Origin of the sequence: Leifsonia psychrotolerans (assembly GCF_013410665.1) — a bacterium.
Taxonomy (GTDB): Bacteria; Actinomycetota; Actinomycetes; order Actinomycetales; family Microbacteriaceae; genus Cryobacterium; species Cryobacterium psychrotolerans_A.
In genome coordinates this window covers 2968033-2986683 of record NZ_JACCFM010000001.1, presented here as the reverse complement: position 1 = coordinate 2986683, position 18651 = coordinate 2968033, and the positions used below count along the sequence as shown (strand labels likewise).

Below are 18651 nucleotides of genomic sequence, written 5' to 3'. Positions count from 1 at the left end.
GCGGCGGTGAGCCGGGTGTCAGTTGGTATGGGCGAGCGTGTTCGCGACTGCGAGGATCGTGTCGCGGCCTTCGACGGAGTTTCGCCACCGCTCGGGAATGGCGTCAATGCCGTGGAGCGCGCCAAGAATGTTGCCGCAGATCGACCCGGTTGAGTCGCTGTCGCCGGAGTGTGTCACGGCCAACGACAAAGCGTTCTCGACCTGGTCGCGTTCGGGAAAGATCAGTGCGCAATAGACAGCGATCGCGAGTGCTTCCTCAGCGACCCAACCCGCGCCGAGACCTTCCACATCTGGATGATCAGGTATTCCGGGGATCTGCTCCGCGACCGTGTGGAGGGAGGTACTCGTTTCAGCGAGGCCATCTGGCTCAGCACTTACGACGTGCGCCAGCATGGCGGCCACCGCACGCGACAGTGGCTGTCCGGCAACGAGGTGACGGATCAGCAGGGCAAGAGCACCTGCGGCGATGTGCGCTGTGGGATGGCCGTGGGTGATCGCGGATGCCTGTGCGGCGTGTTCGTATGCTTCTTCGGGGGTCCACGACGGCACGAGTCCGAACGGGGCGCTGCGCATCACGGTTCCGCAGCCCTTGCTCTGGTTCGTGGCATCAGGAATGACTTCGACCGAGGCGTTTTCGGGCATGGCCTGCAGGGCGGCCATGATTGTCAGCCCGGGAGCTCGTTGAGCGAACAGCCAGGGCTCCTGCAACACAGGCGAGCTATGCCGACGGGAGAGCGCTGCGGTGGCTGGGGTGGTGGTGGTTTGGGTCACGTGCCAGTCGCGGTAGGCATCCACCATGAGTGAGCGTACCGAGACATCACCGGTGCGGCGGGTGAGTGCGTCTGCGGTGAACAACGTCATTTGGGTGTCGTCACTGACCGCGCCGAGGGGCGCGCCCGGGTGGGCCAGGAATTCGCGCACACCTGCAGGGCCGACACGAGCGGTGATCGAATCCAGCGTGGAGAACTCAACCGGGTATCCCAACGCGTCGCCGACTGCGCCGCCGATGAGGCAGCCCTGAATTCGGTCAGCGAGGCTCACCTGAAGCGGTCTCGTCACTTCGTTCCCGCGAGCGGCGAGCTGCCTAGCCGCGTCGAGCAGCACGTCGACGTCACGGGCACACCCGCGAGCGAACGAGAGTGCATCCGCTACCTCCCACACTTCCGCGTGCGGGCCTTCGCCCTCACGAGCGTGGATCAGAAAGCTCATTCCGCTCTCAGAGCGCACCACAGGGCGCGGATCCGACAATGCAAACTTCCGCTCGAATGCGTCGCCCCAGTGAGTGACAGCGAGCCGCCAGAGGAATGCCTTGACCCCCATCGATTGTGAAAACGAACCAATCGCAACCTCGCGTCCGCCAATTTTCTCGCTGAGCCGGAGCCGGTAGAAGCCGAATGAGGCAGTAAGAATTCGACGATCGGCGATGGACACCGACACATCGTTGTCGACGACCGACAGGGTGCAACCGGGGAGATACGTGACGATTCGCTCGGCAGCTTCGAGGAACAGCGCCAATTCCCGGGCGACAAGGTCCCTTCCACGCTCACGACCGACGATCGGATCCAACCACTTGTCGACGTTGACCCGGCCGCTCATCTTCTTCTCAACATCGACGACAATTCCGCTGAAGAGGCGAGTAACGCTCTCGTTCCACGGGTCATCAAGACTCATCTGGAAACCTCACGCAGGGCTATCTGCCAGACGCCGTTCGTGTCTTGATATTTGCTCACGACTTCAAACGTAGTCCCGCGTTGGAAGAGCACCTCTGCTTCGGGTCGATACGCCGAGATTCGTGAGACGTCCACCCCTGACTGTGCTTCGATGGTTACCATGATCTCGCCCGTGAAATTCTTGGCGGTCAGCGGCGACGTCGAGGAGCTCATGAATGCGGGGTCTGACCAAGGCTTTCCCACTTCGAACTGCTCAAGGAGCCCCGTTCGCAGTTCCATGCCACGAAACGAAGTTCCCGGCACAGGTGGGAGTTTCGCCAAGGCGTTTGTCGTCGCAGTGATGTGTGCTTCGAGGGTGGCCCTTGAGGACCCGGTGGGGATATCTCGGAGGAACTTGTTCATCTCGTCGTAGGCGTTCGTCGTGTAGTGGTACGCACCCAGAACATCTTCTTTCGACAACGTCGGATACCGAGCGGAAACCGCCGCCGCCCATTCGTCGCGTACGTTCTCGGGAATTTCATCCTTCGCGTCCCGATACTTCGCATCAATGTCCGCCAGATCGGGCAGGAGAGGCGTGGTTGCGTCGGCACCGACAGGCGGTGCTTCCAAATCCGTATGGGCAGGCACATGCGCAGGAGTGCCGTCGCTACCGCCGCCATCGGTCCCCGCTCCCGATGAGCCGTCTTCGTTTGACCCGTCGAGAAGAGAGGAATCTGCCTCAAGCTTGTCGAGGTCGGCATCAAGGTCTGCCTCGAGCTTGTCGAAGCCAGCGTCAAGGTTGGCGTCTAGTTCGTCAAATTTGGCATCAATGTCATCTGTGATCTTGTCGAACTCGACCTCGGTGTCGTGCTTGAGCTTGTCGAAGTCGGCATCCAGTTCGTTCTTGAATTCGTCGAACTTTGCATCGAAGTCATCGGTGTGAATGTCAGTGGAAGGCCGACCGGTCGCAGCGCCGGTTCCAGTGTCGGCATGCGGGGCAGGAGTCGGGTCGTGTGGTGTCGGCGTTGCGTCGTGCCCGTTTGCTGGCGGTGCTTCCAGGTCGGGTCGAGAACTCGGTGCGGCGTCGCCGGGCGTTGGCGTTGCTTCGTGCCCGCTGGCGGACGGCGCATCAACCTCGGGGCGGGAGGCCGGTGCGGCATCGCCCGGAGTTGGCATTCCTTCGTGCCCGCTGACGGACGGCGCATCAACCTCGGGTCGGGAGCTCGGTGCGGCGTCACTGGGAGCCGGAATGCCTTCATGCCCCTGAACCATCGGCGTTTCGACGTCTGGCCTGGGGGCCGGGCCGGCATCACCGGCTGAGGGCGCAGGCCCGCTGCCTTCCGTGCGCGGAGCGTCGATGTCGACAGCGTGTGCTGGTCCGCCACTTGGGGATGACGAGCCTGCGGCAGCTCCGGCGACAGTGGGGCCGTCGACGATGTTGAGGTGTGCCGGGGCGCCCGGTGTGGCTGCGGCAGGAGCGCCGCCGATCGTGGTGGGGATGCGGTTGTTGGTGGGGTTCAAGCCGGAACGAACGGGATTTCCAGCCGCTGGTGCACTCGGCACTGGTCGGCCACCACGGCCAGAACGGGTGATAGCGCCGCCGGCGACACCCCCGGCTCCGCCCATCACCGTGCCGAGCACGATCGCTTGTGCGTCGAATTTGCCTGTGTTCATGAATGAGCCCGCGGCGCCAGAGGCTCCACCACCAGCCGCATTCGCAAGACCCTGAACTGCCAGGTTATCGGCGCGACGGCCAAACCGGCTGGCAATACCGATTGTGACTCCACCGCCGACAAGTCCGGCGGCCCCGGCGGTGAGCACGTTGGTGCCCAAGCCGTTGAACCCGGCCTCGGTGCCCGCGGCGGCGATGGTGCCTGAGGCGAGGTCGCGGCCGACCGGGTTTGCGGCAATACGCACGGCGATTGCGCCGATGCGGGCCTGCACGGCGAAGAAACGGGCAGCGATGCGCGCCGCGGTCGCCGAGACCTTGCCGATCAGAGATACGATACGGGCGGCAACGATCGCGATGCGGGCTGCGAGAGCTGCAGCGCCCACGGCTGCAGCGCCACCGAACGTGAAGAGCGACAACACGGCGCTGATGCCGATCGTCGCCGCGATCTCAACGCCGAGTTGGCCAATCATCTTCCACGTCTCAGCGTGGGCGGTCTGAACAACCGCGGCGTAATCGGTGCAGTCCTTCGACAGGTCGCGCGTCTCTGTGGAAAGCGCGCGAATATCGGAGGCCAATTCTGAGACGTGACGTTGGATGCCGGCGAGCTCGGCCGACGTGCCCGATGTCAGTGGCTGATCGGCACGGTCGATTTGTGTGGCGAGTGATGTCAAGTCGTCGGCAATAACCGACCAGGCTGAGCTTGCGTTTGAGAGCTTGCCAACGTCGGCGTTGGGGAACGCATTGCCGACAAAATCTTTGAGGAACTCCCAGATCACAGGGTCTGGAGTGGCGTTCGGATCTCCTCCGAATGCCGATGGTGGCACGCCGAAACCTGCGTTGACAGTGGGAGTGCGCACGGTGAATCCGGCTGGGGCGGCCGGGATTCCGGCAGCGGAAAGCTCGGCCTGCCGGTGCATCTGACCGGTCTGCATGACCCCGATATCGAGAGAGCGCAGCTTGCCCGCCGCGGCGCGGATCGCGCCAATGATTGTGCTGGCGTTGGCGTCGTAGCCCTGCGCCCAGCCCTCACCGCCCGGGTCGTCACCCGCCATGCTGGCAAAACCGGTCAACGATCCGAACGCACTCGTCGCGATGCGCACCGCGGAGCTTGAACACCCGTCGAGGAGGTCGGCCGCAGTCACATAGTCATACGGGTCAACACGAACAGCCACTTCTAACCTGCCCAAGCCGACGACGCGCGTGTTTGCGCCGCCTCATAGTTTGTTGCTGCCGCGGCGACCCAGGTTTGCAGATCGACTGCACCTTCGCGCATGACAGTTGCACCAGCCGACCACACCGTCACCTTGTGCATGAACTCCAGCGACGCAGCGCCGCCCCAGGCCGCGGTCGCCTGTTGCGACGCGCCCTCGGCGTGGAGCTGAAGCGTCTGGCAAAACTGTGCAAGATCGGCCAATGATCGTTCAAGATCGCGCAGGGCCGCGGTGTCATGCCGCTGGACGCTCACGATGCCGACCGCCCAGAGCCGGTGCGGATGTCGCCACCCGCAATGCTCGATGTGCGCGATTGTGCGTTGAGTTGCGACTCCACAATCTCGTAACTCGACTCAGCGGTGTGCAACCGCGTGGCGATGTCGGCCAGGGCCGCCCGTGTCATGCCGGCACTCTGCAACCAGGAGGTCCAGCCGCCGCTGAATGCCTCGGACGCCTCGCCCTCCCAGGAATTGCCGACCACGCCGTTCACCGCAGCCGTCACCTGGGAAACGTGCGCGTCAAACTCGGCCAACGCGGCCGTTATCGACGCTGCGGAATACCCGAGCGACGGCGTACTGACTCTGAACTGTGACATGGCCCCTCTTCCATCATCGTTCAATCACGCAGCACCGATGGGTGGTGCGGATGCATGCTTCAGGCACCGGTGGTGCGTTGAAACACGGCGCGACTGGCTACGCGCGGAAGGTGTTGGCGATGTTGCTCTCGGACTCTTCGTAGGCCATTGCAGCCTTGGACAGCTGGTCAGAGATACCGTTCAGTGATTCTTTGAGCTGGAGACCTGCGGCATCCCACTGCTCGTACAGCTCGTTGAAGCTCTGCGACGCCGCTCCACCCCAGTCGCCAGAGATCAGGCCGCTGACGAGTGACTTCAGGTTTGAGAGCTGCGACTCGATCGACTGTGCCCCCGAAGCAAGCTGGTTGGCGACGCCCGAGAGTGACTCAGATGTAACTGTGATTTCTGCCATGATTTTATGACCTCCGCGTAGATAAGAATCGCGCCCCCCAGCGAGGCGATCAGCCTTACTCCTATTTGTAACGCATCAGTTGGGTGCAGCGCAAAAGGGGGGTAGTTATCTACTCGTTTGTCTTCGGAAGATATTTCTCGTAGTTCTTCGGAACGTCGATGACGACAGGGATGCCACGGCGCTCCGCTTCGTTCACGAGCACCTGGGTTGCCGCCTGAAATGTGGGCTCGTACATACCCTGGCCCCAGACTCCCTTGAAACCGGTGAGCTTGTAGTTCGTGTCGATGGCGCGCGGAACCCCACCCTGTGTCGACATTCGAGAGAGTATTGCATCGGAATCGACGACGTTGACGTCAACGTACATCGTCGAGTCGGTTCCCTGGAGCTGGGCCAGCACCGAAACAGCGAGAGAGAATGCACGCGGAGTCAAGGAGTGGTCGTGAACCTTGACCGAGGTCACTTCGTGCCAGGGGAGGAGCCCGACGCGGGGAAGTGCGATGCCGGCGTCGGACACGGCGACGGCGAGTCCGTCATCGGCAGCCCATCGTCTCATCGCGCCGCGGGCGAATGACAGGGCCACTGCGACGCCACCGCCCAGAACAAGAAGAATGAACGCGTAGAGCATCCACCCGGCCTGAGCCATGACGCAGAGCACTAAGGCCACAATGCACACAGCGCCGAGTATCGCGGCGAGGCGGTAGTTGCTTCGGGCGTACTTCGTGCCGAGGCCCGGAGCGTAGCGAGCGACGTAGGCATTGTGGAGGTCTGGTGGGTTCGATTCCATAGCGGCGGCTCCTAAAGCACGTCGATTGAGACTGATCCGAGCCAGAGACGATCGCCCGGTTCGAGCGAAGCAGCAGTTCCCTCGTTGAGGGCCTGGACGAGGCCGCTACGCTCGATCGACGTGCCGTTTGCCGACCCGAGGTCGGTCACAGTCGGGGGGCTGACCCGTGCGTCGACAATGACGTGAGCACGCGAGACCTGGCGGGTGTCGTCGGGAACAACGACACCCGTGAAGCCTGTCGGTACCGAAACTCCGGTTGGTTTGCGGCCAAGAATGATGCCGCCGCTCAGCTCAACGATCTGGCCAGAGGTAAAGCGCACAGCGTGCGCGATCGGTGCGGACGGGGTCCCCGGCGCGGCGTGAGCAGTCGGAGTGGCAGGGGCCGCCGGCGCGGGTACAGCAGGCGGGACTGCACGGGCAGGCTGAGCGATCGGAGCAGCGGAAATCGGTGGCAATGGCACCGGCGCGGGAGCCGGTGCGGTGCGGTGCGGCAGGCCGGTGCTCTGCTTCGCCGGTTGGGTGATTCCCCCAAAAGGCGGCGGAACAGCCGGGGCCTTGAACGCCGGAGCCTGGACGACAAGCTGCCCGCATGCGGAGCAGAACATGCTGTTTGGCTTCACGGCGGCGTCGCAGAATGGGCATTGAGCAGTCATGCACTCTCACCCCATTCGCAGACAACTGTTTGACGAGTACCCATCGTACTTCATGCCTCAGCGGCGCAGATCTGGAACCTGAACGGGTAGGTACTCGCCTTGGATGTACAGCGCACCACCGCCGGCAGGGCGGCGCCCAACCAGATAACGCGGGATCTGACCGCCAAAGACCTGGGTGCCGAGAATCGTTGTGCCCGGTGAGAGGAGCAGGCCGTGCAGCGCCTTCTTTGCTTCGGAATACGGCCCACTGAAGATTGAGGATGCGGCGCCGGCGCCGATCGAAACACAGTAGACCGAGTGCCCCTTTGCCGCAGTGAGCGCGCGTTCCAGCGCCGAGTCACGCCAGTGCTCGGCATCATCGACGATGATCGTCAACGTTGTATCGCGGGGTTCTAATGCCGCAGCGATCGTGTCGGCCGTCGATGACGCGTTCAATACGGGCACACCGTGTGACGCTGCCACCTCAGTCAGTGCTGAGTCGCCCGTGGCGACGACAACGACAGGGGCTGATGACCAGGCGAGCTGGTGCGCAATGAGGGCGAGGGTGCTCGACTTGCCTGTGCGTGGATCGCCAACGACGACGAACCCACCCGCGGTTGGCCAGTCGAGGGTGACCCGGGAAAGCGTGTCACCACCGATGCCAACGACGGGGTGTTCTGGCATGCCGGCGACGAGCACGGGAAGCGCAAACGATTCGGAGAGCGCGAACGATGTGGGCAGAGGGTCGACGCGCACCGGTCGAGGCAACTCGGCGAGTTGCGGGAACGAGGCGAAGTGCGCTGAAACGTGCTCGACAACCCCGCGCACGATCGCGTTCTGTGCCTCGCCGCTTGTGTCAGCGCTGAGCACTGCGATCTGAGCTTCGGTGCCGTCGGAGCCGAACAGCACGCGGCCGGCCGGCATCTCGGGCGCAAGTTCGCGAATCATGATTCCCGCGGCGCGGTAATCGTTCACATCGCGCATGCGCAGCGCGTAATGGGTGTCGATGAACGCCGAAATCTTGTCGGCCGAAACACTTCGATCTGCGGTGACAACCACACGGATGCCGGCCGCGGCCCCCTCACGCAATAGTCGCATGACCTGCTCCCGAATGACCACCATCTCATCGGCGGAGAGCGACGATGACAGTCGTTCCCAGCCATCGACGACGAAAAGCGCGTAGGGGAGTGCCTCGCGCGGGTCGGCGTTGCGGCGTTGCTCGCCGATGCTGCCGACTCCAGCTTGTGAGAGCACCGCCTGGCGTCGTCGAAGCTCGGCGACGAGCGTGGAGACGAGCCGCGGCATCCGTCCCTGGTCAAGTGGGGTGACCACAGCTCCAGTGTGCGGAGCGTCGGCCAGCGCGAGCAGGGCTCCGGTTCCATAGTCAGCGATGTAGAGGTGAAGGTCGGCCGGAGTAAACCGCTGCACTGCCTGGGCGAGCATGGTGCGCAGAACCGTTGTGCGCCCTGAGAGGGCTCCACCGAAGAAGAGCAGGTGTGAGTCGTCGTGGACGCTCCAGGTGAGCGGGCGTTGCGTCTGAGCAGCAGGCACGTCTTCAAGCCCGATCAGCAGCGCTCCGTCCGGAGCGGCGTCTGCGTCGAAACGATCGAGGGTGAGCACATCAGGCAGCGGCATCAACCACGGCGAGGGGCTGCGCGGGATTCCGGCGTGCGCGGCTGCTGCAGCAATCAGGCCGACAAGCGCACGGAGATCAGTGTCGTCTTGGTCGGGGCGGTGGGTAGGGGCATTGGCTGCCGACGGGTAGCGCGGGGGCAGCCCCGTCGTGTTCCAATCGAGCGCCGCACGCGGCGGAAGCACTCGTGCGACTCGCTGATGTCCGGCGCGCAAGTTTGCCACGCGAGCGGTCTGAAACGGCATCGGCGCGGCATCGAGACCAACACGCACGAATCCGCGGCCAGGGTTGGACGAGCTGATCAGTGCGGCATCCGGCGTGCCGATGACGTCGCCGGAGTCAGCACGGTCGGTCACCCGAAGCGCGATGCGTAGGTTGAGGTTTGACTGCATTTCAGGAGTGACGACACCCGACGGACGCTGGGTGGCCAGCACCAAGTTGACGCCGAGCGAGCGGCCGACGCGCGCGATGCGCACGAGCCCGGTGATGAAATCGGGAAGCTCGGTCTTCAGCTCGGCGAACTCGTCGACGACGATCATCAAACGGGCGAGCCCGAGTCGAGCTGCGGCATCTGGATCTTTCGCCCATGCCGCGTCGACGTCTTTGGCCCCGATCTCATCACGAAGTACGCGCTCGCGGCGTTTGAGTTCGGCGTCGAGCGAGGCGAGCGCACGCTCGGTCTCGCGCGCGTCGAGGTTAGTCACGGTGCCGACGGTGTGCGGCAGACGCGCGCAATCGGCGAATGCAGCGCCACCCTTGTAGTCGATCAACACGAAGTTGAGCGCGTCGGGACGGTTGGCCAGGGCGAGCGACACGACGAACGTCTGCAAGAACTCCGATTTGCCCGAACCCGTGGTTCCCGCAACCAGCGCGTGAGGGCCGTCGCTGGCGATGTCGATCGCGAATTCGCCGTCGGAGCCGGCGCCCACCACAACATAGCTCTGCCGGGGCGCGACAGCCCACTGCTCGACGATCGGCCGCACATCGTCAAGATCAATGCCGAGCAGTTCGGTGAAGCGCACCGAGCCAGGCAGCGTTGCGTCGTCACCGACACCACTGACGTGGTCGATCGGGCAGAGGGCCCGTGCGACGGTCTCGGCGTATCGTGTGGTGACTGAATCTAGTAGCACCGTCGAGTGGTAGACGGATGCCGACTCGATGCGTCCCAACGTGGGGTCTGCGGCATCCGCTGTGACAACGGTGACGCACTCTTCAGGGAGGCGGCTGCGGTCGGAGTCGATCGCGATCACATGGATGCCGTATGCGGCGCCGCGCTCGAGAATCGCGACCATGCCGGGAAGCATGCGATAGCGCCTGGCGCCATCGATCACGATGACGAGGTGCTGGTCGTAGGTGAGCGCTCTCGTGCCTGCCGCGCGCATCCTCGACTCAAGCAGAGTTCCGGCTTCACGCAGGCGCTCGCGACGAGTGAGGTCGGTGTTGCCGATCAACGCGACAACGTTCTCACCGAACTGCGTGTGGGGCAGCCACTGGGTCCACGCCCATTCCTCACTCTGCTCCTTGTCGCAGAGCACCATGAGCTGCAGGTCGCGCGGCGAACGAAGCGTGGCGAGCGAGCACAGCATCGCCCGCACGAGGCCCTGAGCAACGTCGGCTGGGCCGGCAATTCCGGCCGGGCCCGCGACAAGGTCGATTCCAACGGGGGCCGGTGAGACTCCGGCCCGGCGCGGCTGGGAACGGTCTTTCGCGGCCCCGCCTTCGAAAGCCACTTCGAGTGGGACGTCTGCGGTACCGACCCGCAGTTGCAGGGCATCGTCATCGCCGCGGCGGCGCTCCCAGAGCCGCGAGAGCGGCCGGGTGGCAATGTCGCGAATGACGAGCGGATCGAGCTGGCGATACCACTGGTCGAGGCGCTGTTCACGCACGAGTTCAATGATGCGTGTGCGAGCGTGGTTGATCTCGTCAATCCAGTCGGCCTCGGTGCGCTGCCCTTTTCGCTTCGCCAACTTCTTGTTTGTCAAGAACGAGCCGACAACCATGATTGGCGAGGCTGCAGCCATGAGCAGCATGACCGGTCGCTGAAAGAGGACTGCCATCGTCACACCGAGAATGATCGGGATGATTGCCGACAGCCACGGCAGCGGCGACGAATCAAGCTCTTGAGGTTTGTCACCCGGCAGTGACACGATCGGAGTCACGGCGGCAGAACGGATGCGGGATGGCCGGTTGAACGCACGATTACCGGGTTCGGAGCGCGCGACATCCGCATCCGCCGGCGGGGCGACCCCGATGCGCACAATGCTGCTGCCAATCTGCACGATGTCGGCCGGGACGACCTGAACGACGCCGACAATCGGTTCGCCGTTCACCGTGAGAGCGGTCGCGGCGGAGACGTCGGCCGGGGCACCGCTGGCGGAGTCAGCGGGAGTGAACGTTGCGGTGAGCGGGATCGCGCGGCCGGTGTCCGGATCGATGCCTCCGCTCAGCACGACAGTGACGTGGCGCGCATTCAGAAACGGGTCTGCGACACAGATGTCAGCGCCGTGTGCACGACCGATTGTGAGAGGCCGGCCGATGTCAAGTGCAATCTGCTCGCCGGCGAACGGGCCTCCAACGAACTCAAGCCTTGTCTGACCGGCAGCCAACTCCCGGTTCTCAGAAGACGGAACGACAGCGCCGCTCACGATTCCGGAATCGACGAGGCGTTCGTTGCCATTCGAACCGGCAAGAATCGCTGCCGGATGAAGTTCGAGCGTGTCGGCGACCTCAGAGATCGTTGTCGACTCATCGATCTTGAGTAGCCATGACTGCGTGTCGGCGGGCGAGGCAGGATTCTGGACGGTCAGGCGCAGGCTCATCGGTACTCCTCGGTGGTACGGGAAAGCGGGGAAGGGGAAAGTCGGGATCGTGCTGGCGCGAAAGGCCGCATCAGGGGTGCGTGCCGATAGTGAGCGAGAGGCTGCTGAGGTGGGCAAGCCCGGTGCTGCCGCCTGCGCCGGTTTCGTCCTCAACCGGAACGCGAGGGGCGACGAGCAGGGGAGCAGAGGTCGACGTGGCGGCACTGCTGAGCCCGGGGAGTGGCAGGGGAACCCCCGTTGTCACAACTGTGATGCTGCCCGACGCCTGTGCACCGTTCGAGCTGACGATGTGGAAGCTGAATTGGTCGACATCAGCCCCCGGCGCTGGCGTGTAGATCGCGGTGAGGGCGTCGGTGCAGCTGACCGTGCCGAATGCTGCGTTGCCGCATCCGAGAAGCACATCGTCATCAGTGTCGTTCCAGGTGAATTCGGAGAGATCGATCGTGATCGGTTGGCTCTTGTCGCGCTCGCGCACCACATGGAGCGCACCGACCGGCGGGTGCTGTGCCGTGTCTGAGTCTGACCGTGTCGTCGTGGCGTTGACGGCGTGTGCGACGACGTGTGCGACGACGTCGACGGGCTCTGAATGCTGGCCGACATCGTCGATGAGCTGAAGTGTCACCGTTGCTGCTCCGGTGAATTCTGGCGCAGTGCGCAACACGAGGTGTGTTCCGGAGACCGCGGCGAGACCGGCGCGCTTCGGCGACAGGCTGACCACTCGCACAGTGGCCGTTCCGGCTGTACACAACGTGCAGGTGAGGCCGAGATCGACGAACGGTAGGAGAAGCAACGACCCTTGTGGCACCGGATAGCCATAGTCGATGCCGGCGAGAAGTGGCGCGTCCGGCGCAGCAAGCGTCACGCGGTAGCTTATGTCGGCGACGACAGCTCCGTTCGCCTGTGCAACGGTCAGGGTGTGTGCTCCCCAGTCGGCGTCGAAGGCGGATGCCGCAAGTTTGATCGTCGTGGGGTCGCAGGTGACATCAACACCTGGCCAGGTCGATGCAGCATTCTGCACCGCAGCGCAGTCGGCAATGGCCCAGCCGGCGGCAGGACTGATCTCTGCCTCTCCGAGGTAGGGAACCGAGATGTCGGCGCCGCTCGATGCCGGTTGTTCAGAGGACGGTGTGTCGTGTGCCGCGGCACGCACTGCAACGTCGGCTCGTGCTGGGCTCGCACCGAAGAGAAGAATCACGGCAACACAGAGGCTACCGAGAGGCGTGACCATGCCATGGGTCGATAGCTGTCGCGAAATGGCTCTCCAGTGTGAAGGGCGGCTCGGAGGCCGATGCGTGATTATGACTATGCTAATCAGAATGCTGACGCCGCACGCGCAGTGAACGCCGTGCCGTCAGTTTCACGTCGTGTACTGGTCGGATACTTTTCGTTTTCAGATCGCGTATCGATCTTTTCGTTCTCGTTCCTTTTTCGTGAGGCCACATCGCGTGACTACCAACTCTCCGAGTCTCGGCTCGGCCAGCCCCGCCGCTCTGATCATCCCGGGGACTCGGGGCGCGCATGACGCAGTCCCGCCGATAGTGCAGTCCCCCAGCATTCTGCCCGTTGAAGCGACGGCACTCGGCTACGAGATTGGGCGCACCACTCTGCCGGCGATGCAGCCGAGTGCAGTGAAGCGCACACTGGAAGCGGGAAGCGACGTGCTGCCCGAACTCGATGAGGCGCCGACCGCAAAGCGCTCGGTTCTGCTGCACCCGGCATTTTTGCTGTCGGTCGGGCTCACACTTCTTTCAATTGGTGGCCTCGTGGCGTGGCTCATCATCAATCTGAACAGCAGCGCAGCCGCCGCGTCATCGGTCACGGTCGCAGCGACTTCCGGCAACGTGAGGGTCAGCTGGAGTGGCCCCAACGTGCCGTATGAGCTATTTGTGATCGACGGACCAGCCGGCGAGGTTCTCGACGTTTCGCAGCTGGTCAGCGGCCGAGAAGCATGGATTCCGCGTTCAGCCTTGATCGTTGACGACGGCTCGTGCTTTGTTGTGAGGCCTGCCGAACGGGCCGCAGCCGCAGTCTCGCTTGAGAAGGCGACGCTCGATGCGCAAGGCGCCTCAAGTGCGTGCGTGGCGGATTAGACGACGTGTCTCGATTGATGCCGCGCGTGCTGCTTGCTGCAGCGGGCATACTGCTTCTCAGCGGCTGCACGAAGGCTGCACCGGCTGAACCGATTCCCCAGCCGACGCATCTTGATCTGTCCTCTATCGACGTGGCACAGACCGATCGCAACGGAATCGAGTTCCTCACCGGTGGCGACGCCCTGCAGGTCAGTGTGCGTGAGGTGCGCGCATCGCCGGGTGTGGTGATGCGGTTGGCGTTCACAACATATCCGAATGCCGAGAGTGGCATCCCCGGTGGCACGATGAGTGTCGACTACTCGGGGACGTCTGGTGCCTACACCGCACAGATCACCGAAGGAGAGAGCCGTATCGACGTGGTCGTCGTGAACGGAGACGCCTACCTTCGAGCCGACCCGGCGACTGCCACGGCGCGTGGCCTCGCTCCCGACGGGTTCAGTTGCCGTGCGACGAGTGACGTGATCCTCGACGAATGGCGCGCCGTGCTCGACCCGGCGCTACTCATTGAAACGCTGACCGGCGCGTCGGGGCTCTCGACGGGGCCGGCAATCGATGGTGACCCTGACACCGTCAACGTCATAATCGATGCAGGAGAAGGCCCAGCTGGTGCATTCGTTGTCTCGGCCGAGGCGCTGCCACTTCCGCTACGGATGACCGTCGGTGATCAAGCGTCAGTTGCCGACATCACATTCACGAACTGGGGTGTTGTCGTGCCAGTTGCGGTACCCGGCGGGATCACTGACGCCTGCAAATAGTGGTGGCCCCTGCGGGAAGACCGCGCGTGCTACCAGCCCGCGATGCCGACGCAGGCAGTGCCGAGACGGTGCAGGCCCGCTGTGGGGTCGGTGAATGCACGCCAGACACCGGCGGCGTCGCCCGAACGCGCAGCCGCGTCCATCTCATCGAGCGTGCGAGACGCACCTGCCGCCCACGCGATGTAATCGGCGTTTTCGATTCCGAACGAGCCTTCTGCGGCAATTTCACGCACGGGGGCAATGAGTGAGACGACAAGCGGAAGTACCTTCGCGTCGCCTTGGCTCTCAAGCGCACGCTGCATGAGTGCGACGACAGGTTCGGCAAGTCGGGTGCAGCGGTCAGTGAGTGCTTCGGACAGGAGATCCCCCTCGGTTGGTGCGTTGTGCGTGATGGTGTTGCGCGACGGTCGCCAGGGCCGGAATGAGCCCAGCTGGAGTTAGCCGAGCAGGAGCCGGCCGAGCTGGTCGGCCGAGTGCACGACAGCAGTCGCTGCCGCGGCCTCCGCCGGCGAGCCGTAGCCCCACTCGACCAGGATCGCCGGAACATTGTTCGCGGCGGCGCCCTCGGCGTCGTAGCTGCGATCGCCCACCATGACGGGAGCGCTCAGATCGGCACCGGACGCGGCGAGACGGGTCAGGGCTTCCTTCACGATGTCTGCCTTAGCGCTGCGCACCTCGTCTTCGGAGGCGCCGACGATCACGGTGAAGTACTTGGCCAGATCGAAGTGCGTGAGAATGCGCACGGCATTCGCCTCGGGCTTGCTGGTCGCCAAGGCGAGGGGGATGCCGGCGGCGTGAATGCGCTCGAGCAGGCCCGCGACCCCGGGGTAGACGGCGGTGTCAAGCGACGCTTCGCCGGCATAGTGCGCGCGGTACACGAGCAGAGCCTCGTTCGCTTCCTCGGCGGTCATCCCGGCATATTCGCGGAACGCTGCGATAAGAGGAGGTCCGACGTAGGCCATCAGCTCCGACAGCGGGGGAACCGGACGGCCCAGAAGTTTGAACGTCTGAGCGAGTGAGGCGGTGATACCCGGGGCGGAATCCGTGATGGTTCCGTCGAGGTCAAAGAGGATGGCACTCCAGGTGCGGGTCAAAGTCGGATTCACTCGCATCATCCTAGGTGGCCAGTCTGGGAAATGACGTGATGGCGCGCCTGAAACGCCTCGTCGTGCGCGGCTCGCCCGCAGACAAGGTGACCCGGGTTGTGATTGTGCCGTTGGTCGAGCGTGTCGAGACCTCGTGCGTCGATGTCGGGCGGTGGTGACCGGATCTCGACGGGCTCGATCAGCGGTGGGGGTGGCTCGATCAGCGATAGGAGTGGTCCATCCCGTTGGTCGAGCGTGTCGAGACCTCGTGCGTCGATGTCGGGTTGCGGGCTCTCGACGCTCTTAGCCTCAATCCACCGGTCGACTTTGAGCGTGAGGGATTTTCCGATTTCACGTTGAGTTGAGCTGTTTTTGGGGGCTGGGCATGGCTTCGCGTCGGCCTCGCTGCCGGTGATGTTCCACGTTGTCCTTGCGCCGTTTGGCTGGGTGGTCAGATGGATGCGGGTCCGGGTGGTCCGCAGGCTGCCGCGAATGCGGCGGTCCAGTGTTTCTCCCAGGGCCAGTCCTTCGGCAGGTGTAGAACGAGTCGGCGGGCCGAGGTTGAGATTCGGGCGGGAACGCTGATGAGTTTGCGGCGGATCGTGCCGCTGCGCGCTTTCCCGAGATCGGTGCCGGTGAGAGCACCAATGGCGCGGGCGAGATTGAAAGCGATGCAGGCCAGGATCAGCCAGGCGGCGTTTGCGGCGAACTTTCCCGAGGGCAGGTGTGCCAGCGCGGAGTCTTTCAGGTCTGCGTTGACTTGTTCGATGATCGCGTGAGCGCGATGGGTTTTGTCGGCGGTGACGGTGTCCAGGGTGCTGGTGGTGAAGAACGCGTGGAAACGGTGCGTGTCAAACAGGGTCGGCTGCGAGAGGTCTTTCTTGTTCAGTTCGGGGATGCGCCGCACGACCAGTCGTCCCTCGATGCGGTCCGCTTTCTTCTTCGAACCGAACGCGATAAATGGTACTTCGGCGACTTCCGCGGACGACACCCAGGTTCCGGTCTGTTCGTCGCGGATCGCGTCGGTGTACTCGATGCTCGTCCAGGCGCCCTCGCCGATCGTGCCGATCGTTTTCTTCACCGCCGGATCCATCCGGGCCGTGATCGAGACTTTCGCGCCTGCCCGCCCGGCGGCGGCCACGACGGTGTGGGCGTAGAACGCCGAGTCCGCCCGCAGCAGCACCGTCCCGGTGGCGCCGTTTCCGCGGAGCCGGGTCACGTTCGCGAGGAGGTCGGCGACGAATTTCCCGGCGCCGCGCACCGAGTTCGCGGCGCCCTTGCGCAGCCGTGAGCCGACGATGATCGGCGCACTGGTTTCGGTGCTGAGGATGCCCAGCAGGGCGTTCAGGCCGCGCACTCCGGAGTAGCCGTAACCGGAGCCCTGCTTCTGGTAGCCGTGGACTTCCTTGATGGTGTCGTCGATGTCGACGAGCGCGTACTCGTCAACGCCGGCCGCGATCGGGGCCGTCTCGGCCAGGCGGCGCAGCCAACGGGACGCGACAGCATCCAGCTGCCGGATGTGCCCGAACGTGAATGCGCGCAGAAACGACCCCAGGGTCGAGGGCGCGTAGGCGCCAGTGAAGAGTTTCTTCATTCCACCGTGACGAAGCAACGCCATATCGTCGATGCAGTCGGCGCCGGCGACCATCCCGGCCACCAGCGCAGTGACCTTCAACCCCGCGTTCGCGCCGAAGTACCCCGGCAAGGTGAGGTGCGTATCGGCCAGGTTGCCGAGCCCTGTTTTCACGGCCAACGCCATCGCCGGGACGAGCCCTGCCGTCGACACGAGATTCGTTTCGTCGAAGGATGCTGAAACCGCCGCGGAGGTGTGAGAAAGTTGCATCTACGAGATGCCTTCCTTTTCGGTGAAACAGAACTCTAGACAAGCTCTATTTTCGCTGATCAGTTAGGCATTCTCGGTTTAACGCGCCGCCAAACCCTCAACTCGAGCGGTGGATCGAGGCTTAGTCGATGAAGGCCATGGTGTTGACCACGTCGCGCAGTGGCGCGTCGAGTAGCCCGACCATTGTGGTGGTGGTCGGGGCTGACATGATGCGTACCGTGTAGTGGTCTGTGCTGAAGAGGTAGCCGATTCCGGCTACGGGTTCGGTGGCACCGGGTGGGGCGACGATGAATCGGGTGGCGATGCCGGTGCCGACCCCCGGGACCTGAACCGTTTCGATGTGCGGTTGCATGCTGACGGGGATGTCGCCGAGGAGCACCTGCAGCGGGTCGGCGGGCGCGTCGGGCCGGTTCTCGGCGTACCGGGCGACGACGGATTCAGACCAGTCTTCGAGGGTTGCGAAATTCTCGGTCGGGAAGACCACGGGCACTTCGGCCCAGAGCCGGTCGTCGGCTTCACATGTGATGTTCATGCTGCCTTCCAGGCGAATGTGCTGACGATGGCGTCGGTGAGGAGGAACATCTGGTCGAGGAGCGGCAGGTCGCCCTCGCCGTGCGGATGCACGGCCACTGCGGTGAATTGCAGGGCATGGGTGCGGGCGCCGGCGGGGAACGGAGTGAGGTAGGCGACGGTGCGTTGCCCGACGGTGGCGGTGCCGAGCGACACGTCGGAGCGGCTTTCCCAGCGTACGAAGCGTTCGTCGTCGTGGAGGGCGGTGGCTCCCTTGGTGCGGATCAGGTCGACGACGTGCTGGTCGAGGCTGCCGCCGGTCGGGGACGTGCGCACCGACGCGGTGATGGTCAGCGGCAGCACGAGGTCGTCGGTCCAGGCCTCGGTGTGCATGTAGATTTTCTCGGTGTTCGCGGTGCGCAGTCCGGTGAATGCGCGCCCGGTCAGGGCACGCAGTTGCGCATTGAGGTCGGGGCGGTGTTCATCACGCAGGCGGCGGGCCGCCTGGTCGAGGAGCTTCTTCTCGGATGCCGGCGTCGCGTCATGCTCGGTCCATCCGTTCGGGAGCATGATCGTGAACTCGGGAACCGCGTTCGGGTCTGCGCCGAGAAGTTCGGCGCGCAGGCTATTCATTGCTAGGGCCCCCCATCGACTCCGGGGCGAGGGTTACGTGAACGGCCGACAGAAACTTGTCGGCCGCTTTGGTGTTCGTCCAGCCGTCGAGGAGCGCTTTCGGTGCGGCATCGCGTCCACCGCAGACGAGTTCCAGTGCTGACCCTTCTGCGGATGCGGTGATGCTGGCGACGTATTCGTGTCCAAACGAAAGCCAGGTGATGCCGCTGAGGAACCCGATTTTGCGGGTGCTGGCGGCCGTCGCCACCACGGTGTATTTGCCGGTCTCGGCCGTTCGTTGCACGGCTGCGTAGAGCGCATCCGGTGAAATGGAAAAGCCTATTGTCTTGGTTCTTGGCGCGTACATTAG

18 protein-coding genes are annotated in these 18651 nt (G+C 64.0%); 3 read left to right on the top strand and 15 right to left on the bottom strand.

Annotated elements, in window-relative coordinates:
- Positions 1-18 precede the first annotated feature (18 nt).
- From HNR05_RS13645 to HNR05_RS13605, 9 genes are all read right to left on the bottom strand, one after another.
- Entirely contained in the window at positions 19-1671 is a 1653-nt protein-coding gene (locus HNR05_RS13645) for an ADP-ribosylglycohydrolase family protein (protein WP_218868899.1), read from the bottom strand.
- Positions 1668-4493, bottom strand: a complete 2826-nt coding sequence (locus HNR05_RS17995; protein ID WP_179579643.1) for an ADP-ribosyltransferase — start codon at positions 4491-4493, stop codon at positions 1668-1670. Before HNR05_RS17995 ends, HNR05_RS13645 begins: the two co-directional genes overlap by 4 nt.
- 2 nt (positions 4494-4495) lie before the next feature.
- Positions 4496-4786 (bottom strand): hypothetical protein, encoded by a 291-nt coding sequence (locus HNR05_RS13635; RefSeq protein WP_179579642.1) that lies wholly within the window; start codon positions 4784-4786, stop codon positions 4496-4498.
- On the bottom strand, positions 4783-5127 hold the full coding sequence (locus HNR05_RS13630) for a WXG100 family type VII secretion target (RefSeq protein ID WP_179579641.1): 345 nt from the start codon (positions 5125-5127) through the stop codon (positions 4783-4785). The genes HNR05_RS13635 and HNR05_RS13630 overlap by 4 nt, the downstream gene beginning before the upstream one ends.
- A 97-nt stretch (positions 5128-5224) precedes the next feature.
- Positions 5225-5518, bottom strand: coding sequence for a WXG100 family type VII secretion target (locus HNR05_RS13625; protein WP_179579640.1), 294 nt, complete (start codon positions 5516-5518; stop codon positions 5225-5227).
- 109 nt (positions 5519-5627) lie between these two features.
- A complete protein-coding gene (locus HNR05_RS13620) occupies positions 5628-6302 on the bottom strand; it encodes a hypothetical protein (RefSeq protein WP_179579639.1) in 675 nt (224 codons plus the stop codon).
- Between the two features lie 11 nt (positions 6303-6313).
- Positions 6314-6907 (bottom strand): FHA domain-containing protein, encoded by a 594-nt coding sequence (locus HNR05_RS13615; protein ID WP_179579638.1) that lies wholly within the window; start codon positions 6905-6907, stop codon positions 6314-6316.
- Between the two features lie 105 nt (positions 6908-7012).
- Complete coding sequence (locus HNR05_RS13610; RefSeq protein WP_179579637.1) at positions 7013-11386, bottom strand: FtsK/SpoIIIE domain-containing protein; 4374 nt, start codon at positions 11384-11386, stop codon at positions 7013-7015.
- A 70-nt stretch (positions 11387-11456) separates the two neighbouring features.
- Positions 11457-12614, bottom strand: coding sequence for a hypothetical protein (locus tag HNR05_RS13605; RefSeq protein WP_179579636.1), 1158 nt, complete (start codon positions 12612-12614; stop codon positions 11457-11459).
- A 217-nt stretch (positions 12615-12831) separates the two neighbouring features.
- Here HNR05_RS13605 and HNR05_RS13600 point away from each other — a divergent pair, with 217 nt between their 5' ends.
- Together HNR05_RS13600 and HNR05_RS13595 are read left to right on the top strand one after the other, a co-directional pair.
- A complete protein-coding gene (locus HNR05_RS13600) occupies positions 12832-13476 on the top strand; it encodes a hypothetical protein (RefSeq protein ID WP_179579635.1) in 645 nt (214 codons plus the stop codon).
- Between the two features lie 5 nt (positions 13477-13481).
- Positions 13482-14231 carry a hypothetical protein gene (locus tag HNR05_RS13595; RefSeq protein ID WP_179579634.1) on the top strand — a complete coding sequence of 250 codons (750 nt, stop codon included), beginning with the start codon at positions 13482-13484 and terminating at the stop codon, positions 14229-14231.
- Between the two features lie 29 nt (positions 14232-14260).
- Here the strand turns inward: HNR05_RS13595 and HNR05_RS13590 are convergent, their stop codons facing one another.
- Both HNR05_RS13590 and HNR05_RS13585 read right to left on the bottom strand, forming a co-directional pair.
- The gene (locus tag HNR05_RS13590) at positions 14261-14533 is read right to left on the bottom strand and encodes a hypothetical protein (protein ID WP_179579633.1); all 273 of its coding nucleotides are present in this window, start codon (positions 14531-14533) and stop codon (positions 14261-14263) included.
- 135 nt (positions 14534-14668) lie between these two features.
- Positions 14669-15343, bottom strand: coding sequence for an HAD hydrolase-like protein (locus HNR05_RS13585; RefSeq protein ID WP_425485108.1), 675 nt, complete (start codon positions 15341-15343; stop codon positions 14669-14671).
- Positions 15344-15351: 8 nt separating this feature from the next.
- Between HNR05_RS13585 and HNR05_RS13580 the strand changes: the two genes are divergently transcribed.
- On the top strand, positions 15352-15495 hold the full coding sequence (locus tag HNR05_RS13580) for a hypothetical protein (RefSeq protein ID WP_179579631.1): 144 nt from the start codon (positions 15352-15354) through the stop codon (positions 15493-15495).
- A gap of 272 nt (positions 15496-15767) precedes the next feature.
- Here HNR05_RS13580 and HNR05_RS13575 read toward each other — a convergent pair whose 3' ends face one another.
- The 4 genes from HNR05_RS13575 to HNR05_RS13560 all read right to left on the bottom strand — a co-directional run bounded on the left by HNR05_RS13575 (position 15768) and on the right by HNR05_RS13560 (position 18648).
- The gene (locus tag HNR05_RS13575; RefSeq protein ID WP_179579630.1) at positions 15768-17159 is read right to left on the bottom strand and encodes an IS1380 family transposase; all 1392 of its coding nucleotides are present in this window, start codon (positions 17157-17159) and stop codon (positions 15768-15770) included.
- Positions 17160-17280: 121 nt separating this feature from the next.
- Positions 17281-17691, bottom strand: a complete 411-nt coding sequence (locus tag HNR05_RS13570; protein ID WP_179579629.1) for a hypothetical protein — start codon at positions 17689-17691, stop codon at positions 17281-17283.
- Positions 17688-18302 carry a hypothetical protein gene (locus HNR05_RS13565; protein WP_179579628.1) on the bottom strand — a complete coding sequence of 205 codons (615 nt, stop codon included), beginning with the start codon at positions 18300-18302 and terminating at the stop codon, positions 17688-17690. Before HNR05_RS13565 ends, HNR05_RS13570 begins: the two co-directional genes overlap by 4 nt.
- A complete protein-coding gene (locus HNR05_RS13560) occupies positions 18295-18648 on the bottom strand; it encodes a hypothetical protein (protein WP_179579627.1) in 354 nt (117 codons plus the stop codon). The genes HNR05_RS13565 and HNR05_RS13560 overlap by 8 nt, the downstream gene beginning before the upstream one ends.
- Positions 18649-18651: the final 3 nt, after the last annotated feature.